This window comes from Streptomyces sp. NPDC020898, from assembly GCF_044333925.1.
Classification (GTDB): Bacteria; Actinomycetota; Actinomycetes; order Streptomycetales; family Streptomycetaceae; genus Streptomyces.
Window position 1 is genome coordinate 115366 of the sequence record NZ_JBIRRV010000019.1, and the last position, 21195, is coordinate 136560.

A 21195-nucleotide genomic window follows, 5' to 3' on the forward strand; every position below is an offset into this window, starting at 1 on the left:
AGACGTGAGCACCCCCGACCTTCCCCTCGCCCAGAGCGGCGGCTGCGGCGACGGCTGCGCCTGCGGCGATGCCTCCGACACGGCAGACGACATGTACATGGAGTGCGGCCTCGACCCCGCGCTCGCCGCCCTCCTCGCCGACGCAGGCCTCGACCCGCTGGAGGTCGAGGACATCGCCAACGTCGCCATCCAGGAGGACCTCGACCACGGCGTGGACGTGACGACCGTCGCGACCATCCCCGAGGACGCCCGCGCCACCGCCGACTTCACCGCCCGCGAGGGAGGCGTCGTCGCCGGTCTGCGGATCGCCGAGGCGGTCGTCTCCGTGGTCTGCACCGACGAGTTCGAGGTCGAGCGGCACGTCGAGGACGGCGACCGCGTGGAGGCCGGCCAGAAGCTCCTCAGCGTCACGACCCGCACCCGTGACCTCCTGACCGCCGAGCGCAGCGCCCTCAACCTCCTGTGCCGCCTGTCCGGCATCGCGACCGCCACGCGCGCGTGGGCGGACGTCCTGGAGGGCACCAAGGCGCGGGTCCGCGACACCCGCAAGACGACTCCCGGGCTGCGTGCCCTGGAGAAGTACGCGGTCCGCTGCGGCGGCGGCGTCAACCACCGCATGTCCCTGTCGGACGCGGCCCTCGTCAAGGACAACCACGTGGTGGCCGCCGGCGGCGTCGCCCAGGCCTTCAAGGCCGTACGGGACGCCTACCCGGACGTACCGATCGAGGTCGAGGTCGACACGCTGCACCAGCTGCGCGAGGTCGTCGACGCGGGCGCCGATCTGATCCTCCTGGACAACTTCACCCCCGGTGAGTGCGACGAGGCCGTCGCGGTCGTCGCCGGGCGGGCGTTGCTGGAGGTCTCCGGCCGGCTGGTCCTGAAGAACGCCAAGGAGTACGCCGACACCGGCGTCGACTACCTGGCGGTCGGCGCCCTCACCCACTCCGCACCGATCCTCGACATCGGTCTCGACCTGCGAGCGGCGGAGTAGGTAACGCCATGCTGCTGACCATCGACGTAGGAAACACGCACACCGTCCTCGGACTCTTCGACGGCGACGAGATCGTCGAGCACTGGCGCATCTCCACGGACGCGCGCCGCACGGCCGACGAACTGGCGGTCCTCCTCCAGGGCCTCATGGGCATGCACCCGCTCCTCGGCGACGAGCTGGGCGACGGCATCGACGGCATCGCCATCTGCGCGACCGTGCCCTCGGTGCTGCACGAGCTGCGCGAGGTGACGCGGCGGTACTACGGCGATGTGCCGGCGGTACTGGTCGAACCCGGCGTGAAGACCGGCGTACCGATCCTCACCGACAACCCCAAGGAGGTCGGCGCGGACCGCATCATCAACGCGGTCGCCGCCGTCGAGCTGTACGGGGGCCCTGCGATCGTCGTCGACTTCGGTACGGCGACCACCTTCGACGCGGTGTCCGCGCGCGGGGAGTACGTGGGCGGGGTGATCGCGCCCGGGATCGAGATCTCCGTCGAGGCGCTCGGGGTGAAGGGGGCGCAGCTCCGGAAGATCGAGGTGGCGCGTCCCCGGGCCGTGATCGGCAAGAACACGGTCGAGGCGATGCAGGCGGGCATCATCTACGGGTTCGCGGGCCAGGTCGACGGCGTGGTGACGCGGATGGCGAAGGAGCTGGCGGAGGACCCGGACGACGTGACCGTGATCGCTACGGGTGGGCTGGCGCCGATGGTCCTCGGCGAGGCGTCGGTGATCGACGAGCACGAGCCGTGGCTGACGCTGATCGGGCTGCGGCTGGTGTACGAGCGGAACGTGTCCCGTATGTAGATCCGCCCCCGCCGCCCCTACCCGTCCCATCCTCGGGGGCTCCGCCCCCGAACCCCCGTTCGCGCTGAACGCGCTCGTCCTCAAACTCCCCCAGAGGGGGGACCCCCAACGGGCTGAAAGGGCGCGCCACGCCCTATCCGTAATGCCGAATTTGTCTGATTAGCGCGTATCGTCGCCGCATGCCCACGCCATTCGGATCTCGCGGCGGCATGGCGTTCGGTGCGGAGGAGCTGCGTGTGCTCCGTCGCGCCCTCGCCCTCGCCCTCCACCCCGGCCCCGCCTCCGCAGAGGACGTTCAGGACTGTCTCCGGCTCGCCGAGTCCGTCGACGAGGCGGCGCACGAGGGGATCAGGCTCCGCGCCTTCCTCGTGGCCGACCTCGCCCGCTACCGCGCCGCCCTGCCCGGCACCGCCGCCGGCTATCTCACGCTCCTGGAGGAGGCGCTGGGCGCCGGGTACCGCCCGGACCCGGATGACCTCGCCGGCCTGCGGGCGCTGCGCGGAAACCCCGTCGCCGCCGTCCTCCTGGACCGCTGTCTGCGGTTCGCGGAACGGGACGTACGGGCCCGGCTGGGCGCCAGAGGGGCCGCCCGCCGGCCGGTCGCGCCGACCGTGCCCGCCTCCCGTACCCGCCTCCTGGCGCTGACCGGCGGGCTCGCCGCCGGGGAACCCGGCAGGAAACCGGGCGAGAAGCCCGCGGAGAAGCAGCCTGTGGAACGGCCCGCCCCGGCTCCCCGCCCCGCGACGCCCCATCCCGACCGCCCCATCCCCACCCCCGGCGAGGTCTTCCCCCGCCGCAAGCCGGCCCCGCCCGCGAATCCCCCGCAGCAGCTCGCCGCGGGCTGAACGCCGCTGAACCCACCGAAGGCCCGGGCCCCCGCCCGGGCCTTCCGTCGGCCCTGGCTACTCTGGGCGCATGGAATACGTCTCCGCGCTCGTGCCCCCGGTAGTGATGGCCGCGCTCTTCATCGGTGTGATCGTGACGATGGTGAAGAGTCAGGGCGGTGCCAACAAGACCAAGGAGGATGCCGTCGTCGACGCCACCCTCGCCCGGGCCGAGCAGACCCGGCAGGCCGGACAGGTCAGCCAGGATCGCCCCGTTTCGTAGGCATTTAGCACTGAAAGTGCACGTCCTTCGCGCTATTCACCGTTTCTCCCACTAGTGTGCTGAGTTGTGCCTCGCCCATTGGGAGAACTCGAAGACGCGGTCATGACGCGGGTGTGGAAGTGGAACCGCCCGGTGACCGTTCGAGAAGTCCTGGAAGACCTTCGGCAGGAACGGTCCATCGCGTACACCACGGTGATGACCGTTTTGGACAATCTCCATCAGAAGGGCTGGGTGCGCCGCGAGGCGGAAGGCCGGGCCTATCGATATGAGGCGGTCTCCACCCGTGCCGCCTACGCGGCCGCGCTGATGAACGACGCGTGGTCGCAGAGTGACAACCCCGCCGCCGCTCTCGTCGCGTTCTTCGGCATGATGAGCGAAGAACAGCGGCTCGCGCTGCGGGATGCCGTTCACATCGTCGAAGGGCCGGAACAGGTCGAACAGCCCCGACGGACCGAACAGACCGAACAGACCGAACAGGCGGTACAGGCGGAAGCCGCGGAACATACCGGCTACGAGAACCCCGCCTCGGTCCGGGACTCCACCGGGCGATAGCGTCCGCTCATGTCAGCGATGCGTCCCGAAGTCACCGCAAAAGCCATCACCGTCCGGCGGGCCAGGACCAGTGATGTCCAGGCCGTGCGCTCACTCCTTGACTCGTTCGTCCGTGGCCGTATCCTGCTCGACAAAGCGACGGTGACGCTTTACGAGGACATCCAGGAGTTCTGGGTCGCCGAACGCGACGACAACGGCGAGGTCGTGGGGTGCGGTGCACTCCACGTGATGTGGGAAGACCTCGCCGAAGTGCGTACTCTCGCGGTGAACCCGGACCTGAGAGGTTCCGGTGTGGGACATCAGTTGCTGGAGAAGTTGCTGCAGACCGCGCGCTGGCTCGGCGTTCGACGCGTTTTCTGTCTGACCTTCGAAGTGGACTTCTTCGGGAAGCACGGCTTCGTGGAGATCGGTGAGACGCCTGTTGACACCGATGTCTACGCGGAGCTGCTGCGTTCCTATGACGAGGGCGTCGCGGAGTTCCTCGGTCTCGAACGAGTGAAACCGAACACCTTGGGCAACAGCCGGATGCTTCTGCATCTGTGATCGGCGGGCAATTCCTGTGAGCCGCCCTGCCCAGGTTCCCTATGTCCGAAACGCGTACGTTTCCGGTCCGGGGAAGGGCAGTCGGTCTCTCCCGGGGGTTTGTGTTTTTCCGGCAAAAGCGGTTTGCTTTCCAACGTACTGCAGTACTGCATATAACAGGGGACGCGAAACGGCGGCGTACGCCGCAGCCTTCGGCTCCCAAGTTATCGATGAAAGGAAATCCGGTGGCACAGAAGGTTCAGGTCCTTCTTGTCGACGACCTCGACGGCGGCGAGGCCGACGAGACCGTGACGTTCGCGTTGGACGGCAAGACGTACGAGATCGATCTCACGACTGCCAATGCTGACAAGCTTCGCGGTCTTCTCGAGGCCTACGTCAAGGGCGGCCGTCGTACCGGTGGCCGTGCTTCGGGTGGGCGTGGAAAGGCGCGCGTCGCCACCGGCGGCAGCCAGGACACCGCGCAGATCCGTGCTTGGGCGAAGGAGAACGGTTACGAGGTCAACGACCGTGGCCGCGTTCCCGCGTCCATTCGTGAGGCTTACGAGAAGGCCAACGGCTGAGCACACGCACGCCGCAGCCGGACGCGGTGGCAATGCGTTGCCAGTGTGTCCACCAGCCGTACGAGATCGGGGGCGCCTCCGACGCCCCCCAGGGCCGACATCGTCGGCAGCGGGATTTCCGTCCCGCGTCCTGTTTCAGGGGGCCGCAGCCAGACAGCGGCCCCCTGCGGATTTTCCCGGCCCACAAGGACGCCCGCCCCGGCCGGGGGTCCGGGCGGCGGGGGCGCCTCGATGTGGCCGCCCGCGCCGATCGCCTTCAGGTCCGGGATGAGCCTGCCCCACTCCAGCCAGTCCAGCAGCCCGGGCAGCTCGTCCGCGCTGCCCGCAGCCACCAGCAGCCGCATCCGGTCCCCGCTCAGGGCCACCGGAAAGCCCGGCGCCCGCGCCTGTCCCCGGTGCCGCAGCGCCGCGAACCCCGCCTCCGCCGGCACGTCCAGGACATCGAAGCGCGGGCCCACGACCAGACGTACCGGAAGTCCCGCGGATCCGGAACCGGGCACTGTCGGCCACCCCAGTTCGTTCTCGTACCACTGCTGGACATCACTCGTGGCATCGCTCGCGTCGGACGGGTGGCGAGGAAAGGGGAGTGTGGGGACCATGCCGAAGCCAACCGCCGTAAAGGCCCGCGAGTTACGCTGGGTTCCCCTGGGGATGCGCAGAGTGCCGATATCGGGGCGTTCGGAGCTGTCCGGCGGTGCAGGGTTGTTCGCCCATAGCGGAGGGAACCGGTGCGCCCGGGATGTGGAGTGTCAGTCCCTGCGGGTAAGACATCCCTAGTGGGAGGGGGCGACACGCAGAAAAGGACGTCTCGCGTTCGCCATCGGCGTACTGATGGTGAAGCTAACTGCCTGGCCTGCGGGAACATCGTCTCGCACCATCGGGTTGGAGCATATGTCGGCGTTCGGGGTCAGGAGGCCAAGGACAGGTGTCGGCAGTTGGAATGAGCGGTCCCCGCTTGCGGGACTAAGCTGCGGAAGGACAGGGAGGGGAGCGTCCCCTTACTGCCTGACCGCTCTGAGGAGCGATTAACGATGTTCGAGAGGTTCACCGACCGCGCGCGGCGGGTTGTCGTCCTGGCTCAGGAAGAAGCCCGGATGCTCAACCACAACTACATCGGCACCGAGCACATCCTCCTGGGCCTGATCCACGAGGGTGAGGGTGTCGCCGCTAAGGCCCTGGAGAGCCTCGGGATTTCGCTCGAGGCGGTCCGCCAGCAGGTGGAGGAGATCATCGGGCAGGGGCAGCAGGCCCCGTCCGGCCACATCCCCTTCACCCCCCGTGCCAAGAAGGTCCTGGAGCTCTCGCTCCGCGAGGCCCTTCAGCTGGGCCACAACTACATCGGCACGGAACACATCCTGCTCGGCCTGATCCGCGAGGGCGAGGGCGTCGCCGCCCAGGTCCTCGTCAAGCTGGGCGCAGATCTCAACCGGGTGCGGCAGCAGGTCATCCAGCTGCTCTCCGGTTACCAGGGCAAGGAGACCGCCGGCGCCAGTGGCGGTCCTGCCGAGGGCACCCCCTCGACGTCCCTGGTCCTCGACCAGTTCGGCCGGAACCTCACGCAGGCGGCCCGCGAATCCAAGCTCGACCCGGTCATCGGGCGCGAGAAGGAGATCGAGCGGGTCATGCAGGTGCTGTCCCGCCGTACGAAGAACAACCCGGTGCTCATCGGCGAGCCCGGCGTCGGCAAGACCGCCGTCGTCGAGGGTCTCGCCCAGGCCATCGTCAAGGGCGAGGTGCCCGAGACCCTCAAGGACAAGCACCTCTACACCCTGGACCTCGGTGCGCTGGTCGCCGGCTCCCGCTACCGCGGTGACTTCGAGGAGCGCCTGAAGAAGGTCCTCAAGGAGATCCGCACCCGCGGCGACATCATCCTGTTCATCGACGAGCTGCACACGCTCGTCGGCGCGGGTGCCGCCGAGGGCGCGATCGACGCGGCCTCCATCCTCAAGCCGATGCTGGCCCGTGGTGAGCTCCAGACCATCGGTGCGACCACGCTCGACGAGTACCGCAAGCACCTCGAGAAGGACGCGGCCCTCGAGCGCCGCTTCCAGCCGATCCAGGTGGCGGAGCCTTCCCTCCCCCACACGATCGAGATCCTCAAGGGCCTGCGCGACCGGTACGAGGCGCATCACCGCGTCTCGATCACCGACGAGGCCCTGGTGCAGGCGGCGACGCTCGCCGACCGGTACATCTCGGACCGGTTCCTGCCGGACAAGGCGATCGACCTCATCGACGAGGCCGGTTCCCGGATGCGCATCCGCCGGATGACCGCTCCGCCGGACCTGCGCGAGTTCGACGAGAAGATCGCCGGCGTGCGTCGGGACAAGGAGTCCGCGATCGACTCGCAGGACTTCGAGAAGGCCGCCTCTCTGCGTGACAAGGAGAAGCAGCTCCTCGCCGCGAAGGCCAAGCGGGAGAAGGAGTGGAAGGCCGGCGACATGGACGTCGTCGCCGAGGTCGACGGCGAGCTGATCGCCGAGGTCCTCGCGACCGCCACCGGCATCCCGGTCTTCAAGCTGACCGAGGAGGAGTCGAGCCGCCTGCTGCGCATGGAGGACGAGCTCCACAAGCGGGTCATCGGCCAGGTCGACGCCGTCAAGGCGCTGTCGAAGGCGATCCGTCGTACGCGTGCCGGTCTGAAGGACCCGAAGCGTCCCGGTGGTTCGTTCATCTTCGCCGGTCCGTCCGGTGTCGGTAAGACCGAGCTGAGCAAGGCCCTGGCCGAGTTCCTCTTCGGTGACGAGGACGCGCTGATCTCCCTCGACATGTCGGAGTTCAGCGAGAAGCACACGGTGTCGCGTCTCTTCGGTTCCCCGCCCGGATACGTGGGTTACGAAGAGGGCGGCCAGCTGACCGAGAAGGTCCGCCGCAAGCCGTTCTCCGTCGTCCTCTTCGACGAGGTCGAGAAGGCACACCCGGACATCTTCAACTCGCTGCTGCAGATCCTGGAGGACGGTCGCCTGACCGACTCCCAGGGCCGGGTCGTGGACTTCAAGAACACGGTCATCATCATGACGACCAACCTCGGCACGCGGGACATCTCGAAGGGCTTCAACCTGGGCTTCGCGGCCTCCGGTGACAAGAAGTCCAACTACGAGCGCATGAAGAACAAGGTCTCGGACGAGCTCAAGCAGCACTTCCGCCCCGAGTTCCTCAACCGCGTCGACGACGTGGTCGTCTTCCCGCAGCTGACGCAGGAGGACATCCTCACGATCGTCGACCTGATGATCGGCAAGGTGGACGAGCGCCTCAAGGACCGGGACATGGGCATCGAGCTCTCCCAGGCCGCCAAGGAGCTGCTGTCCAAGAAGGGTTACGACCCGGTGCTGGGCGCGCGTCCGCTGCGTCGCACGATCCAGCGCGAGATCGAGGACACGCTCTCCGAGAAGATCCTCTTCGGTGAGCTGCGCCCCGGTCACATCGTGGTCGTCGGCACGGAGGGCGAGGGCGAGACCGCGACCTTCACCTTCCGCGGCGAGGAGAAGTCGGCGCTGCCCGACGTCCCCCCGATCGAGCAGGCGGCCGGCGGTACCGGTCCGAACCTGAGCAAGGAGGCGTGACCCTCCGGGGGTTCGCCTGAAGATCTGCGCGAAGAAAGGGGCCGGTGCTCTGCTGAGCACCGGCCCCTTTCGCATGCCTGCCTGGCTACGACAGCTGGCCGTCGTAGTCCGGCAGCTTGTACGTCTTCTCGGCGTGGCCGCCCGAGAGGTCGGTGGCGCTGTTGCCGATGTTGGCGATGATCGTGTAGCCCTTGGCCTCGATGGCGACGCGCTGGGCGGTCTTGTAGTCGGCCACGTTCCTGAAGAGGTCGATCAGATTGCGGATGTACAACCCGGAGACCTTGTAGCCGGCGTGCGTCAGGTTGTACTGCGTCACGGGCTTGAGGATGTCCGGGCGCGCGGTGACGAAGAAGAGGGCGACGCCGTGGTCCTGGGCGTACTGGGCCACTTTCAGCACGGGCGCGTTGGCCGGTGACGGGTAGCTGAAGCCGAAGTCGGTCTCCAGGGTGGTGTTGTCGATGTCGAAGACGATCGCAGGCTTCTCGCCGGTGGAGGCGGCGGCTATGCGCTGCTTCAGGTAGGGCAGCGCCTGGTCCATCACGGCCTGGCAGTCCTGCTGCCAGGTCGCGTAGCCGACGTCCTCGGCTGCGGCCGCCACCGACGCCAGGGAGGTGGTCGTGGTGGTCGCGGCCTGGGCGGTGCCGGGGCCGGTCAGCGTCACCGCGGCGATCGCGACGGCTGCGGTCATGCCGATACGGCGGGTCCAGGGCGTCCAGGAGCCTGATGTCATCGGGATGGGGGTCCTCTCACGTGGGTCCGTGCGGTGCCGGGTGTCACGGGTGGCGCAGGTGTCAGGGGCATGCTTGCGGGAGTGAGTGGCGCTGGCGGGAAGCGAACATTACTCACGAGTAGCCGAGAGATGCCAGTAGTCGGCGCGGGTTTATTCGGCCCGTCGCGCGCGTCACAGTCGTACGCCTCTGGATCCTGCGGACCGGTGACATGACGCACAGGCGATATGTCCGTTACTAGGGTGAGTAGTGGGTGGCGATACGGACGAAACCCCATGAATGGTGGTTTGTGCGGAGTGGTTGTCTTGTCAATGAGTGGATGAATTTGGGACGAACTACGGCCTTGGGTCGTAGATAAGGGGTTTGGGAATGGGCCGGGATCGGGGTTACCAATAGGTTGCCCATCCGGCGGGACCGCCCGTGCCGGGTGGCTTTTTCTGTCCCCGTCCCCGTGAGGTCCAGATGTCCCAGCGCGTCACCACCCCGTTCCGCGACTCCCGTACGGCCCCTGCTTCCCGTGTCTCCCGTACGTCTCGTACGGCCTCGCTCCGTACCCGGGCGGCCGTGCTGGCCGTCGGCCTCGGGGCGTCGGTCGTGCTGGGGGCGGGGGTCGCGACTGCCGCCGCCGGCACCGGTGCGACGGGGGCCGTGCAGGCTCAGGCCGCCGCCAAGAAGGCCGCTTCCTGGGTGGACCCGGTCAAGAAGTACACGCTCAGCGCGAGCTTCAACCAGGCCGGCAACATGTGGTCGTCCACCCACTCGGGGCAGGACTTCGCCGTGCCGAGCGGCACGAAGGTCTTCGCCGCGCACGGCGGTACCGTCGTCAAGGCCGGCGGCAACGGCGCCGGTGACGGACCGGCGTACGGCAACGCCGTCGTCATCAGGCACGGCAACGGGACGTACTCGCAGTACGCCCATCTGTCGCGGATCAGTGTGAAGACCGGCCAGGTCGTGGCCACCGGACAGCGCATCGCCCTGTCCGGCAACACGGGCAACTCCAGCGGTCCGCATCTGCACTTCGAGATCCGTACAACCGCGAACTACGGGTCCGCAGTCGACCCCGTGGCGTTTCTGCGGGGCAAGGGCGTGACCCTCTAGTCACGAGCTGGTCACGAGGGATGCGTGCCCTCGTGGGCCTGGGTCACCAGGTCGATCGCGACTTCCAGGACCGCCCTGCGCTTCTCGGCCTCGTCGCCCGCGAGGTCGTGGAGGACGAACATCCCGGCGTGCAGTGTGAACATCGCGCTGATGCAGCGGACCTGGTCGACCAGGGGGGCCGCCGGGTCGATGATGATCTCCCGCACGCCGAGCATGCGGTTCTTGAACATGTCGCCGATGCTCAGATCCCGTACGGTCGCCTGGTTCTCCTGCATGAAGCGGAAGAGGGGGGCGGCGTCGGTGAGGGCCTGGCTGTAGCGGCGTACGATCTCCTGCTTGGTGGCGAGGGTGTGCGGCTGCTGCCTGCCCCACTCGATCAGGTCCTCGATCGGTTTCGTCAGGTCCTCGAAGAGGCTGACGATGATCTCTTCCTTGGTCTTGAAGTGGTAGTAGAGCGCCGCCTTCGTGACATCGAGGCGCTCGGCGATCTCTCGCAGCGAGGTCTTCTCGTAGCCCTGTTCGGCGAGGAGTTCGAGCGCCACGTCCTGGATGCGCTGGCGGGTGTCCCCGCGACGGCGCTGCTTGATGCGGTCCATTGCTCGTACTCCTGCTCCTGAATGCCCTGGGTAACTGCCTGGGTGGCTGCCGTGGTAGCTGTCTTGGGAAAGAACTTACTTGACGCCCGGCTAGTTACGGGTCTACGTTCCCCAGTGTAGCCAGCTTGCCGGGCGGCAAGTAAGTAGGAGTACACGGGGGAGTGGGGTCGGAGACGATGGCGGACACGCGGGCGGTTGTGGACGAACAGCACGAGCAACAGGGGGGACCCGGCGGCGGGCAGGAGACGCCGGGAGGGGCGCCCGAGGGCGCGCCGGAAGGTGCGGAAGCAGAGGGCAAGCAGCCGCGGAGTGTGCGTGTCGTGCTGCTCGCGCTCATGATCGCGATGATGCTCGCGATGCTGGACAACATGATCATCGGCACGGCGATGCCGACGATCGTCGGTGAACTCGGCGGACTCGAACACCTGGCGTGGGTCGTGACCGCCTACACGCTCGCGACCGCCGCCTCCACCCCGATCTGGGGCAAGCTCGGCGACATGTACGGGCGCAAGGGCGTCTTCATGAGCTCGATCGTGCTCTTCCTGATCGGGTCGGCGCTCAGCGGTATGGCGCAGGACATGGGGCAGCTGATCGGGTTCCGGGCGGTGCAGGGGCTCGGTGCGGGTGGCCTGATGGTCGGGGTCATGGCGATCATCGGCGATCTGATTCCGCCGCGTGAACGCGGCAAGTACCAGGGCATGATGGCCGGCGTGATGGCGCTCGCCATGATCGGCGGACCGCTGGTCGGCGGGGCGCTCACGGACCACCTGGGCTGGCGCTGGTCGTTCTACATCAACCTGCCGCTGGGCGTGGTGGCGCTCATCGCCATCAGCGCCGTACTGCATCTGCCGAAGAAGCGGGCACAGACACGGATCGACTATCCGGGCGCCGCGCTGCTGACGGTCGGTATCACCTCGATCGTTCTGGTCACGACGTGGGGCGGTACGGAGTACGCGTGGGGCTCCGCCATGATCATGGAGCTGATCGGGATCGGGGTCGCCTCGCTCGTCGGGTTCGTGTTCTGGCAGACCAAGGCCGCCGATCCGATCATGCCGCTGCACATCTTCCGCAGCCGCAACTTCTCGCTGATGTCGGTCATCGGCTTCGTCACCGGGTTCGTGATGTTCGGTGCGGTGCTGTTCCTGCCGCTGTACCAGCAGTCCGTCCAGGGCGCGTCCGCGACCAACTCGGGGCTGCTGCTGCTTCCGATGCTCGGCGCGATGATGGTCGTGTCGATGATCGCCGGGCGGGTGACGACGAACAGCGGCAGGTACAAGGTGTTCCCGGTGGTCGGCAGCGTGCTGATGATCGTGGGGCTGTTCCTGCTCGCGCAGATGGACACCGGGACCTCGCGGGTGACGTCCGGTCTGTACATGGCTGTGGTCGGTGCCGGTATGGGCTGCCTGATGCAGATCACCATGCTGGTCGCGCAGAACAGCGTCGAGATGAAGGACATGGGCGTCGCGTCCTCCGGGGCCACGCTGTTCCGTACGCTCGGGGCCTCGTTCGGGGTCGCGATCATGGGGGCGTTGTTCAACAGCCGGGTGCAGGACGTGATGACCGAGCGGGCCGGGGCGCTGGGGTCCAAGGTGACCGAGCAGTCGGCGCAGCTGGATGCGGCGAGCCTGGCGAAGTTGCCGGTGGCGGCGCGGGAGGCGTACCAGTACGCGGTGTCGTCCGGGACGCACTCCGCGTTTCTGCTGGGGGCGGTGGTGGCTGTCGTCGCGCTGGTGGCTGCGGTGTTCGTGAAGGAGGTTCCGCTGAAGGGGGCGGGGCCGGAGGCGGCTGACAAGGGGAGCGGGGCTTCGGCTAAAGAGCCTGTGGTTGAGGTGGCGTGACGTCTCGGTTCGGGCTATGAGGTGACGGTGATGGGCTGAAGGCCCCCGGTTGGTGTCCGCCCCGGGGGTCTTCGTCTGTGTTTCGCCGCCGCCGCCCCTACCCGTTCCCATCCCTGGGGGCTGCCGCCCCCAGACCCCCGCTGTCGGCCCTGGACGGGCCTTGTCCTCAAACGCCGGACGGGCTGAGATGCCTGGGCCTGCGCTGAACAGATGCGGTAAACGGGTGGGCGGGTGGGAAGCACGGCCTGGGCTGTACCGGGCTTGCCTCTGACACGCCGGGGGAGATGGGTGTGCCTGGGCCTGCGCTGGACAGATGCGGCAAACGGGTGGGCGGGTGGGAGACACGACCTGGGCTGTACCGGGCTTCAGGCGCGGCCGCGGGGCAGCATCGGGTAGCTGCCTGTGTTGGTCGGGGCGTGTTCCGGGAGCCATAGGACGGCTACCGCTCCCTCTGCGGGGACGTGGTCGGGGGCGCCCGGGGGGCGTATGTTGCGGAAGGTGAGGCGGGCGCCCAGGACGCGGGCCTGGCCTGCGGCGATGGTCAGGCCGAGTCCGTGGCCGTGGCCGGAACGGTCGCTGCTTCCCGTACGGAAACGGCTCGGGCCGTCGGCCAGCAGGTCCTCCGGGAAGCCTGTGCCGTGGTCGCGTACCCGGATGACCCGGCCTTCCACCGAGACCTCGATCGGGGCCTTGCCGTGCCGGGCCGCATTGGCGAGCAGGTTGAACAGCACGCGCTCCAGCCGGCGCGGATCGGTCGTGACCTCCGACTCGTGCACCACGTGTACGGCGATCTCCGGGTCCTTCGCGATCACGCGCCGCGCCACGAACTCGCCCAGCATGAGGTCCTGCAACTCGGCCCGCTCCGAGGCGCCGTCGAGACGGGCCACCTCCAGGACGTCCTCGACCAGCGTGCGCATGGCCTGCGCCCGGTCCAGTACCAGCTCTGTCGGGCGGCCGGGGGGAAGCAGTTCGGCGGCCGTCAGGAGGCCCGTCACCGGCGTACGCAACTCGTGCGCGATGTCCGCCGTAACCCGCCGTTCCGCCTCCAGGCGCTGTTGCAACGTGTCCGCCATCGCGTCCACCGCCCGGGCGAGGTCGTCGGTCTCGTCCCGTACGACACCGCCGATGGCGTCCCGCACCCGTACGTCCGTCTCACCCCTGGCGACCCGGTTCGCGGCCGCCGCAGCTTTGCGCAGCCGGCGCGACAACTGGCCGCCGATGAGCACGCCGAGCGCGCTGCCGCCGAGGACGACGGCGATCGAGCCGATGACCAGCGCCTGGTCGAGGTCGGCCATGATGTCCGTATTGCGGTCGGTGAATCCGGTGTGCAGCGACATGACGTGCCCGTCCTTGAGCGGTACCGCCGCCCAGATGTCCGTCACACCGTCGGGCCGGTCGGTCACATAGGTCGCCCGGCGGCCTTCCTCGGCCTTCGCCCGCAGTGCGTGCGGCAGATTCGGGTCGTCCACCTTGATGCCGGGGAAGTTGGGGCGACCCGACAGGTTGTAGTTGCTCTGCCCGATCAGGACGCGTTCGTCCGCGAGGTCGCGCGCGCTGTCCAGCATCGAGACACGGGCCGCGTTGTGCACGACCAGGCTGAGCGTGACCGCCACGAGCGCGCCGACCAGCGCGATGGCGGCGCTGAGCTTCCATCGGAGTCCGGTGCGGATGCCCGCGAACCGGTTGATCCCGCTGAACCCGCTGAATCGGGTGAGTCGCTTTTCTCTGGAGCGCATGGCGGCCGCTCAGGCCTTCAACTTGTAGCCGAAGCCGCGGACCGTCTCGATCCGGTCCTGACCGATCTTCGTACGCAGCCGCTGCACATGGACGTCGACGACGCGGGTGTCGCCGCCCCAGCCGTAGTCCCACACACGTTCGAGGAGCTTGTCGCGGGAGAGGACCGTGCCCGGCGCGGACGAGAACTCCAGGAGCAGCCGCATCTCGGTGGGCGTCAGTGCCACCGTCCGGCCCTCCTTGCGGACCTCCATGCCCTCGGTGTCGATCTCCAGGTCACCGAAGACGAGCACCCCGCCGGTCACCGGCCCGCTGCCCTCCGAGGCCCCCGCGTTCGGGCCGCTCGCGTGACCGAAGCGGCGCAGCACCGCGCGGATCCGGGCGACCAGGACGGCACCGTCGAAGGGCTTCGTGACGTAGTCGTCGGCGCCCGCCTCCAGGCCCAGGACCACGTCGATCGAGTCGGCGCGCGCCGACAGCATGATCACCGGCACGGTGGACTCGTCGCGGATACGGCGGCACAGGCTGACCCCGTCGAGGCCCGGGACCATGACGTCCAGGAGCGCGATGTCGGGGCGGTCCGCGCGGAACGCCTCCAGGCCCGACAGCCCGTCCGGCATGGCGGTGACCGCGAAGCCGTCCCGTTCCAGGGCGAGTTGGGTGGCCTCGCGGATGACGTCGTCGTCCTCGACGAAGAGGACGTGGGTCTGGTCTGCCATCCCGGATGCTCTCAGTTCTCGTCTTGTGTCAGTGCTCGTCTTGGGTCAGTTCGGGGCCGTCGTCGGTACGGCGCCGTCGACCGCGCCGCTGTACTCGGTGTACGTGCGGTCCTCCAGTGTGAAGCGGCCCGCCGTCCAGCGGTAGGTGATCACATTCTCGCCGGACGGGCTCGTCACCGGGTCGTCCCTCTTGTACACCTGTTTGGTGACCACCAGGTCGCCCCGGTCGATCTCCGCGTAGACCGGGGACTCCTCGGCCCTGAACACGTTCCGGTACCCGCCGCCCGAGTCGCGGTACACGTACGAGCCGACGCCGACGGCATCGCTGCAGGTCATGACGTTGACGACGACGTCGTCGGCGGACCCGTCGGTCAGATCGCCGTACGACACGTCGACCGGGTACTCGTCCCCGACACACGGCTTCAGCGCCCGCTTGACCGAGGCCGCGACCCCCGGGTCGTCCATGACGAGCCCGACCGCGTCCACGTCGTCCGGAGAGGCGTACGCGGAGGGGCCGGACGTGGGCTTCAGCGTGCCCGCCATGGAGTCGGCGCCGGCCGGGCCCTCGTCACGGGCGCCGGTGCCGCCGGTGGCGCAGGCGGAGACGAAAAGGGTGAGGGCGGCGAGTACGGCCGTCGCCGTGATCACCGCCTGGAAGGTCCGTCCCGGTCCCGGGCCCGGGTCCCGACCCGCAGGCGGCTCGGTATTTGTATCCGTATCCGCGTCCGCGTCCGTTCCTGGGGCCCCGGAAGCGGTCGTCCCTGTGCCTAGGCCGCGCAACTCTCCCGCTCCTCACGCTCCAGCGCGCGTGCGTCCAGATCGCGGGCCTCCAGCTCCTCCCGGAGCCGGGCGAGCGCCCGGTGCAGCGTGCTCTTGACCGTTCCGGCCGACATGCCGAGGGCGGCAGCCGTCTCTTCCGTGGACATCTGCTCCCAGTGTCGCAGCACGACGACACTGCGCTGCTTCGGTGCGAGCACCTTCATGACGTCCATCAGAAGCGCGCGGTCCGCGTGCTGGTCGGTGGAGTCGTCGACACACGCGTCCGGCAGCTGCTCGGTGGGCACTTCCTCCAGCTTGCGCGCCCGCCACCACTCGGTCCGGGTGTTGATCATCACCCGGCGGAGATAGGCGTCCGCGAGCCGCTTGTCCGCTATGCCCTCCCAGCGGCCGTACGTCCGTACGAGCGCCGTCTGGAGCAGGTCCTGGGCGTCGACGGGGTCCGGGACCAGTCGACGGGCGCTGCGCAACAGCGCGTCCTGCCGTGTGCGGACGTACTCCTCGAACTCGAGCACCTCGCCCTGCTGCGTCATCTCGACCGCCTCCGATCCCCGTTTCCGACCCGACTTCCGGCCGGCTGTCACTGCCTTGTGGTCCGTACAGGGATGAAGCTACGGAGGCGTTGTCACGGGGGTGTCCGAGGCAGCCTGCGGGGAGCGCGCGGCTGTCCATAGGTTGTGTAACGAAAGTAGGGAAGGGGTAGGCGAGCGGGGTAATTCGTTGCGGTGTGGGGTGATTTGTGGGTGGGGTTGGAGTGTTACGTGCGGCTGGGTCCGTGTCCCGGGATGTGTCTCAGCTGTGCGGCAGGCGGTACAGCCCGCCCGGCAGGGGCTCGACGAGACCGTCGGAGACGAGGCCGTCGAGGGCGCGGGCGCGCTGGACCGGCTCGTGCCACACCCGGTCGAGCGCGGCCTGCGGTACGGGGGTCAGGGCTTCGCGGAGTACGGCGAGCAGCTTGCCGCGCACCTGGCGGTCGGTACCGGCGTACGTCTGGCCGCGGCGGGCCGGACCCTCGTGCGCGGGCTTCCCGGCGAGCCGCCAGGCGCACTGGGCGGCGATCGGGCAGTCGTCGCAGGTCTCGTTCCGGGCCGTGCAGACGAGCGCGCCGAGTTCCATGGACGCGGCGGCCCAGCGGGCGGCGGTGGGCTCGTCGTCCGGCAACAGGGCGCGGGCGAGCTTGCGTTCGGCGGCGGTGGTGGCGTTCGGGGGGTACTGGACGCCGGTGACGGCGCGGGCGAAGACCCGGCGGACGTTCGTGTCCAGTACGGCGTGCCGCTGGCCGTAGGCGAAGGAGGCGACGGCCGCGGCGGTGTACTCGCCGATGCCGGGCAGGGCGAGCAGCTGGGCGTGCTCGGTGGGTACGTCGCCACCGTGGCGTTCCGTTATGGCGACGGCGGCGCCGTGCAGGCGCAGGGCGCGGCGCGGGTAGCCGAGCCGGCCCCAGGCGCGGACGGCTTCGCCGGGGGCGTCCTTGGCGAGGTCGGCGGGGCGGGGCCAGCGGGCGAGCCACTGCTCGTAGACGGGCAGTACGCGGCTGACGGGGGTCTGCTGGAGCATGAACTCGCTGACCATCACGCCCCAGGGGCCGGCGTCGGGGCGGCGCCAGGGCAGGTCGCGGGCGTGGTCGTCGAACCAGTCGATGACGGGGGAGTGGAGGGGCGTGCCGGCGTCGCGGTGCGGGGGCTTCGTGGGCGCAGTCATGGCGGTTCCGATCCTGCCATGCGGGAGTGCCGGGGTGCGCGATGCGGTGCGTCCCGGGCCGCGTTGTTTCGCCCCCGCCGCCCCTATCCGTCCCATCCCTGAGGGCTGCCGCCCCCAGACCCCCCTTACGGCCCTGAACGGGCCTCGTCCTCAAACGCCGGACGGGCTGAACAACCAGCCGGCGGGGGCGAGGAAAGTGAACTGACCGGAGGTCCGGCGGAGTTCGGCAGGCTGCATACCCGCCTGCCGGGATGATGATCCGGAAAAGTTGGTGCCCCGGCGGCGGGTGGGGTGAGTGAACCGTCCGATCTCTCGTACAGTTTGCGCCGTGGGATCTATGCGCAATCCGGTCGGGCCGCTTCCCTCCACCATCTACTGGCGACGGAGGGCCGTTCTGCTGTCTGTGCTCGCCCTGTTGACGTTGCTGGTCGTCTGGGTCGTCGCCTCCGGCGGCGGAGGCGGGAACAACGGCACGGACGGCGCCAACGGCAAGGATCCCGTGCAGACGATCACCCCGGGACCGTCCGGTTCCGGGCCCGCGATCAGTCAAGCCCCGGGCGGACGCGACGAGTCGGGCAGCACCGACACCGGCGGCTCGGACTCGGACTCCGGCTCCGGCTCCGGCTCCGCGGGCTCCGGGGAATCAGGTGGCGACGACGGTTCGACCGGTTCGGCCGGGTCCGGTGGCGGCAGCGGTTCCGCCGGATCGGGCGGCGCCGGCACGGACGACGGCGCCAACGGCAGTGTGGGCAGCGGCGACACCCTTCCGGCCGGCTCCGCACTCCCCAACTGCACTGCCGACGCCGTCCAGTTGAGCCTGCGAAGCGTCCAGAACGCGTACGCGCCCGACGAGACGCCCACCTTCCAGCTGGTCGCCGACAACTCCTCCGGCAACGACTGCAAGATCGACCTCGGAGTCGAGTCGGCGGTGGTGACGATCACGCAGGCGAGCAGCGACGACGAGTTCTGGTCCTCGGACGACTGCCCCAAGGACGCGGCCGGCCTGCTGTTCCGCGTCTCGGCCGGCGGCAGCATCACGTACACCTTCGAGTGGGACCGCGAGGCGAGCGCCCCCGAGTGCGCCACACCGAAGGCGGGGGCCGCGGAAGCCGGCACCTACCTGGTCGAGGCGCAGGCGCCGGGCTTCACGAAGGCCCAGACGTCCTTCGTACTGGAGAAGGACTGAGAAGGAGAAGGACTGAGAAGGGGGGCGAAGACCTCTCGCCCCCCACGCACGTACAACCGCCCCACCTACACGTACCGCTCCAGGATCGACGACTCCGCCAGCCGCGACAGTCCCTCGCGCACGCTGCGCGCCCTCGCCTCGCCGACGCCGTCCACCGTCTGGAGGTCGTCGACGCTCGCGGCGAGGAGCTTCTGCAGGCCGCCGAAGTGTTCCACCAGGCGGTCGATGATCGCGCCGGGCAGGCGCGGCACCTTTGCCAGGAGGCGGAAGCCGCGGGGGGAGACCGCCGAGTCGAGGGTCTCGGGTGAGCCCGTGTAGCCCAGGGCCTTGGCCACCGTGGAGAGTTCGAGCAGTTCGGCGTGGCTGAGCGCGTCGAGTTCCCCGAGCGCCTCGTCGACCGTACGGGAGCGTTTGACGGTCGGCTCGGGGACGTAGTCCCGGACCACCAGCTCGCGCTCCGGCTCCACGCCCGCGATCAACTCCTCCAGCTGGAGGGCGAGAAGGCGTCCGTCGGTGCCCAACTCCAGTACGTATCCGGCGATCTCCGTCGCGATGAGGCGGACCATCTCCAGGCGCTGTACCACCGCCGAGACGTCCCGGACCGTCACCAGGTCCTCGATCTCCAGGGCGGAGAGCGTGCCCGCGACCTCGTCCAGCCGGAGCTTGTAGCGCTCCAGGGTCGCCAGGGCCTGGTTGGCGCGGGACAGGATCGCCGCCGAGTCCTCCAGGACACGGCGCTGGCCGTCCACGTACAGGGCGATGAGCCTCATGGACTGGGAGACCGAGATGACGGAGAAGCCCACCTGCTTCGACACCCGGTCGGCGGTGCGGTGCCGGGTGCCCGTCTCCTCGGTGTGGATCGTCGGGTCGGGGACCAGCTGTACGCCGGCCCGCAGGATCTTGGACAGGTCCGAGGAGACCACGATGCCGCCGTCGAGCTTGCAGAGCTCGCGCAGCCGGGTCGCCGAGAACTCGACGTCCAGGACGAAACCGCCCGTGCACATCGCCTCGACGGTCTTGTCGGAGCCGAGCACGATGAGTCCGCCGGTGTTGCCGCGGAGAATCCGTTCAAGCCCGTCGCGCAGCGCCGTGCCGGGTGCCACGGCGCTCAGTGAGGCGCGCATCAGGCCATCGGCACCGGAACTCCCACCGGACTTTCCGGGAGCTGCCGCCCGGTCGTTGGCTGCCACTGCACTCCTCCGGTCACAGGTTCTGGGGTGCTCCCGTTTCGCATACTGGGTTCGTACGCACGGGCGAGACCTGGGCAAAGTCTACCGGCGGTCCTCCGCCTCCCGTGGGGCCTCTCGCCTACGCGACCTCGGGAGCACACTCAGAGCTTCCCCCATGTCGGCGACTTCGAGGACCTTCATACCGGCGGGGACCTTGCCGGGGTCCGACGGAACGAGGGCGTGGGTGAAGCCCAGACGGTGTGCCTCGGCCAGTCGGCGCTGGACCCCCGTCACCCGTCTGACCTCGCCCGCGAGGCCCACTTCGCCGATCGCGACCAGGTTTTTGGGGAGCGGGGTGTCGGTCGCGGCGGAGGCCAGCGCGAGGGCGATCGCGAGGTCCGCGGCGGGCTCGGAGAGCTTCACGCCGCCCACCGTCGCCGAATAGATGTCCCTCTTTCCGAGCGCGCTGATCCTGCCCCGTTGTTCGAGAACCGCGAGCATCATCGAGACGCGGGACGTCTCCAGGCCCGAGGTCGTACGCCTGGGGGAGGGGATCTGCGAGTCGACGGTGAGCGCCTGGACCTCGGCGACGAGCGGCCGGCGGCCCTCCAGGGTGACGGTCAGACAGGTGCCCGGCACCGGCTCGGCGCGCCGGGTCAGGAACAGGCCGCTCGGGTCGGCGAGACCCGTGATGCCCTCGTCGTGCAGTTCGAAGCAGCCGACCTCGTCCGTCGTGCCGTACCGGTTCTTGACGCCTCGTACGAGGCGCAGGCGGGCGTGGCGGTCGCCCTCGAAGGACAGGACCACGTCCACCAGGTGTTCCAGGAGGCGTGGTCCTGCGATCGCGCCGTCCTTGGTGACATGGCCCACCAGGAGCGTCGACATGCCGCGCTCCTTGGAGGCGCGGATCAGCGCCCCGGCGACCTCGCGGACCTGCGCCATACCGCCCGCAGCGCCGTCGATCTCGGGCGAGGCGATGGTCTGGACGGAGTCGAGGATCAGGAGGGACGGCTTCACGGCGTCCAGGTGGCCCAGGACAGCCGACAGGTCCGTCTCCGCCGCCAGGTACAGGTGGTCGTCGATCGCCTTGATGCGGTCGGCGCGCAGCCGGACCTGGCTCGCGGACTCCTCACCCGTCACGTACAACGTGCGGTGCTCGTCGCTCGCCGCCTTCGCCGCCACGTCCAGCAGGAGGGTCGACTTGCCGACGCCCGGCTCACCGGCCAGCAGGACCACCGCCCCCGGGACCAGTCCGCCGCCGAGTACGCGGTCCAGTTCGGGCACGCCGGTGGAGCGGGCGGTGGCCTGGCGGCCGTCGACCTGGCCGATGGGGAGTGCGGAGGTGGTGACGCGGCCCGGCGCCGTCGTACGGACCGCGGGCGCGCCGTACTCCTCGACCGTGCCCCACGCCTGGCACTCGGAGCAGCGGCCGAGCCACTTGACCGTCTGCCAGCCGCACTCGGTGCAGCGGTAGGACGGGCGGTCCTTCGCGGTCTTCGTACGGGCAGCCATGGGACGAACCGTAGCCCG

Annotated in this window: 21 protein-coding genes; 11 read left to right on the plus strand and 10 right to left on the minus strand. The window is 69.1% G+C overall.

What is annotated here, in order from left to right:
* Nucleotides 1–4 precede the first annotated feature (4 nt).
* The 7 genes from nadC (at nucleotide 5) to ACH4TV_RS39990 (ending at nucleotide 4559) form a co-directional block, all read left to right on the plus strand.
* Nucleotides 5–991: a carboxylating nicotinate-nucleotide diphosphorylase gene (gene nadC, locus ACH4TV_RS39960; protein WP_398406254.1), complete on the plus strand. Its 987-nt coding sequence runs from the start codon at nucleotides 5–7 to the stop codon at nucleotides 989–991.
* A gap of 8 nt (nucleotides 992–999) precedes the next feature.
* The gene (locus ACH4TV_RS39965; RefSeq protein WP_105970850.1) at nucleotides 1000–1797 is read left to right on the plus strand and encodes a type III pantothenate kinase; all 798 of its coding nucleotides are present in this window, start codon (nucleotides 1000–1002) and stop codon (nucleotides 1795–1797) included.
* A gap of 209 nt (nucleotides 1798–2006) precedes the next feature.
* Nucleotides 2007–2642: a hypothetical protein gene (locus ACH4TV_RS39970; protein WP_398406291.1), complete on the plus strand. Its 636-nt coding sequence runs from the start codon at nucleotides 2007–2009 to the stop codon at nucleotides 2640–2642.
* 70 nt (nucleotides 2643–2712) lie between these two features.
* Nucleotides 2713–2904 (plus strand): hypothetical protein, encoded by a 192-nt coding sequence (locus ACH4TV_RS39975; RefSeq protein WP_398406255.1) that lies wholly within the window; start codon nucleotides 2713–2715, stop codon nucleotides 2902–2904.
* Nucleotides 2905–3006: 102 nt separating this feature from the next.
* Nucleotides 3007–3456, plus strand: coding sequence for a BlaI/MecI/CopY family transcriptional regulator (locus tag ACH4TV_RS39980; RefSeq protein ID WP_398406256.1), 450 nt, complete (start codon nucleotides 3007–3009; stop codon nucleotides 3454–3456).
* 9 nt (nucleotides 3457–3465) lie between these two features.
* Nucleotides 3466–3999: an amino-acid N-acetyltransferase gene (locus tag ACH4TV_RS39985; RefSeq protein WP_398406257.1), complete on the plus strand. Its 534-nt coding sequence runs from the start codon at nucleotides 3466–3468 to the stop codon at nucleotides 3997–3999.
* A 224-nt stretch (nucleotides 4000–4223) separates the two neighbouring features.
* On the plus strand, nucleotides 4224–4559 hold the full coding sequence (locus tag ACH4TV_RS39990) for an Lsr2 family protein (RefSeq protein WP_398406258.1): 336 nt from the start codon (nucleotides 4224–4226) through the stop codon (nucleotides 4557–4559).
* Here ACH4TV_RS39990 and ACH4TV_RS39995 read toward each other — a convergent pair.
* On the minus strand, nucleotides 4538–5158 hold the full coding sequence (locus ACH4TV_RS39995; protein ID WP_398406259.1) for an SCO3374 family protein: 621 nt from the start codon (nucleotides 5156–5158) through the stop codon (nucleotides 4538–4540). The genes ACH4TV_RS39990 and ACH4TV_RS39995 overlap by 22 nt on opposite strands.
* A gap of 432 nt (nucleotides 5159–5590) precedes the next feature.
* Here ACH4TV_RS39995 and ACH4TV_RS40000 point away from each other — a divergent pair, with 432 nt between their 5' ends.
* A complete protein-coding gene (locus ACH4TV_RS40000; protein WP_398406260.1) occupies nucleotides 5591–8119 on the plus strand; it encodes an ATP-dependent Clp protease ATP-binding subunit in 2529 nt (842 codons plus the stop codon).
* Nucleotides 8120–8204: 85 nt separating this feature from the next.
* On the opposite strand, the gene ACH4TV_RS40005 is transcribed toward ACH4TV_RS40000, so the two are convergent.
* A complete protein-coding gene (locus ACH4TV_RS40005) occupies nucleotides 8205–8849 on the minus strand; it encodes an HAD family acid phosphatase (protein WP_398406261.1) in 645 nt (214 codons plus the stop codon).
* 460 nt (nucleotides 8850–9309) lie between these two features.
* Here ACH4TV_RS40005 and ACH4TV_RS40010 point away from each other — a divergent pair, with 460 nt between their 5' ends.
* Nucleotides 9310–9945 carry a M23 family metallopeptidase gene (locus ACH4TV_RS40010; protein ID WP_398406262.1) on the plus strand — a complete coding sequence of 212 codons (636 nt, stop codon included), beginning with the start codon at nucleotides 9310–9312 and terminating at the stop codon, nucleotides 9943–9945.
* Between the two features lie 11 nt (nucleotides 9946–9956).
* On the opposite strand, the gene ACH4TV_RS40015 is transcribed toward ACH4TV_RS40010, so the two are convergent.
* Nucleotides 9957–10541, minus strand: coding sequence for a TetR/AcrR family transcriptional regulator (locus ACH4TV_RS40015; protein WP_398406263.1), 585 nt, complete (start codon nucleotides 10539–10541; stop codon nucleotides 9957–9959).
* A gap of 176 nt (nucleotides 10542–10717) precedes the next feature.
* Here ACH4TV_RS40015 and ACH4TV_RS40020 point away from each other — a divergent pair, with 176 nt between their 5' ends.
* The gene (locus ACH4TV_RS40020) at nucleotides 10718–12379 is read left to right on the plus strand and encodes an MDR family MFS transporter (RefSeq protein WP_398406292.1); all 1662 of its coding nucleotides are present in this window, start codon (nucleotides 10718–10720) and stop codon (nucleotides 12377–12379) included.
* Nucleotides 12380–12744: 365 nt separating this feature from the next.
* Here the strand turns inward: ACH4TV_RS40020 and cseC are convergent, their stop codons facing one another.
* From cseC to ACH4TV_RS40045, 5 genes are all read right to left on the minus strand, one after another.
* Entirely contained in the window at nucleotides 12745–14115 is a 1371-nt protein-coding gene (gene cseC / locus ACH4TV_RS40025) for a two-component system sensor histidine kinase CseC (protein ID WP_398406264.1), read from the minus strand.
* Between the two features lie 9 nt (nucleotides 14116–14124).
* On the minus strand, nucleotides 14125–14832 hold the full coding sequence (gene cseB, locus ACH4TV_RS40030) for a two-component system response regulator CseB (RefSeq protein WP_398406265.1): 708 nt from the start codon (nucleotides 14830–14832) through the stop codon (nucleotides 14125–14127).
* Between the two features lie 45 nt (nucleotides 14833–14877).
* Nucleotides 14878–15480, minus strand: coding sequence for a hypothetical protein (locus ACH4TV_RS40035; RefSeq protein ID WP_398406266.1), 603 nt, complete (start codon nucleotides 15478–15480; stop codon nucleotides 14878–14880).
* A 119-nt stretch (nucleotides 15481–15599) separates the two neighbouring features.
* Nucleotides 15600–16142 (minus strand): SigE family RNA polymerase sigma factor, encoded by a 543-nt coding sequence (locus ACH4TV_RS40040; RefSeq protein ID WP_398406267.1) that lies wholly within the window; start codon nucleotides 16140–16142, stop codon nucleotides 15600–15602.
* 259 nt (nucleotides 16143–16401) lie between these two features.
* Nucleotides 16402–17310 carry an A/G-specific adenine glycosylase gene (locus ACH4TV_RS40045; RefSeq protein ID WP_398406268.1) on the minus strand — a complete coding sequence of 303 codons (909 nt, stop codon included), beginning with the start codon at nucleotides 17308–17310 and terminating at the stop codon, nucleotides 16402–16404.
* A 328-nt stretch (nucleotides 17311–17638) separates the two neighbouring features.
* Here ACH4TV_RS40045 and ACH4TV_RS40050 point away from each other — a divergent pair, with 328 nt between their 5' ends.
* Nucleotides 17639–18496: a hypothetical protein gene (locus ACH4TV_RS40050; RefSeq protein WP_398406269.1), complete on the plus strand. Its 858-nt coding sequence runs from the start codon at nucleotides 17639–17641 to the stop codon at nucleotides 18494–18496.
* Nucleotides 18497–18561: 65 nt separating this feature from the next.
* Here ACH4TV_RS40050 and disA read toward each other — a convergent pair whose 3' ends face one another.
* Nucleotides 18562–19686, minus strand: a complete 1125-nt coding sequence (disA, locus tag ACH4TV_RS40055) for a DNA integrity scanning diadenylate cyclase DisA (RefSeq protein ID WP_398406270.1) — start codon at nucleotides 19684–19686, stop codon at nucleotides 18562–18564.
* An 81-nt stretch (nucleotides 19687–19767) separates the two neighbouring features.
* Complete coding sequence (gene radA / locus ACH4TV_RS40060) at nucleotides 19768–21177, minus strand: DNA repair protein RadA (protein ID WP_398406271.1); 1410 nt, start codon at nucleotides 21175–21177, stop codon at nucleotides 19768–19770.
* Nucleotides 21178–21195: the final 18 nt, after the last annotated feature.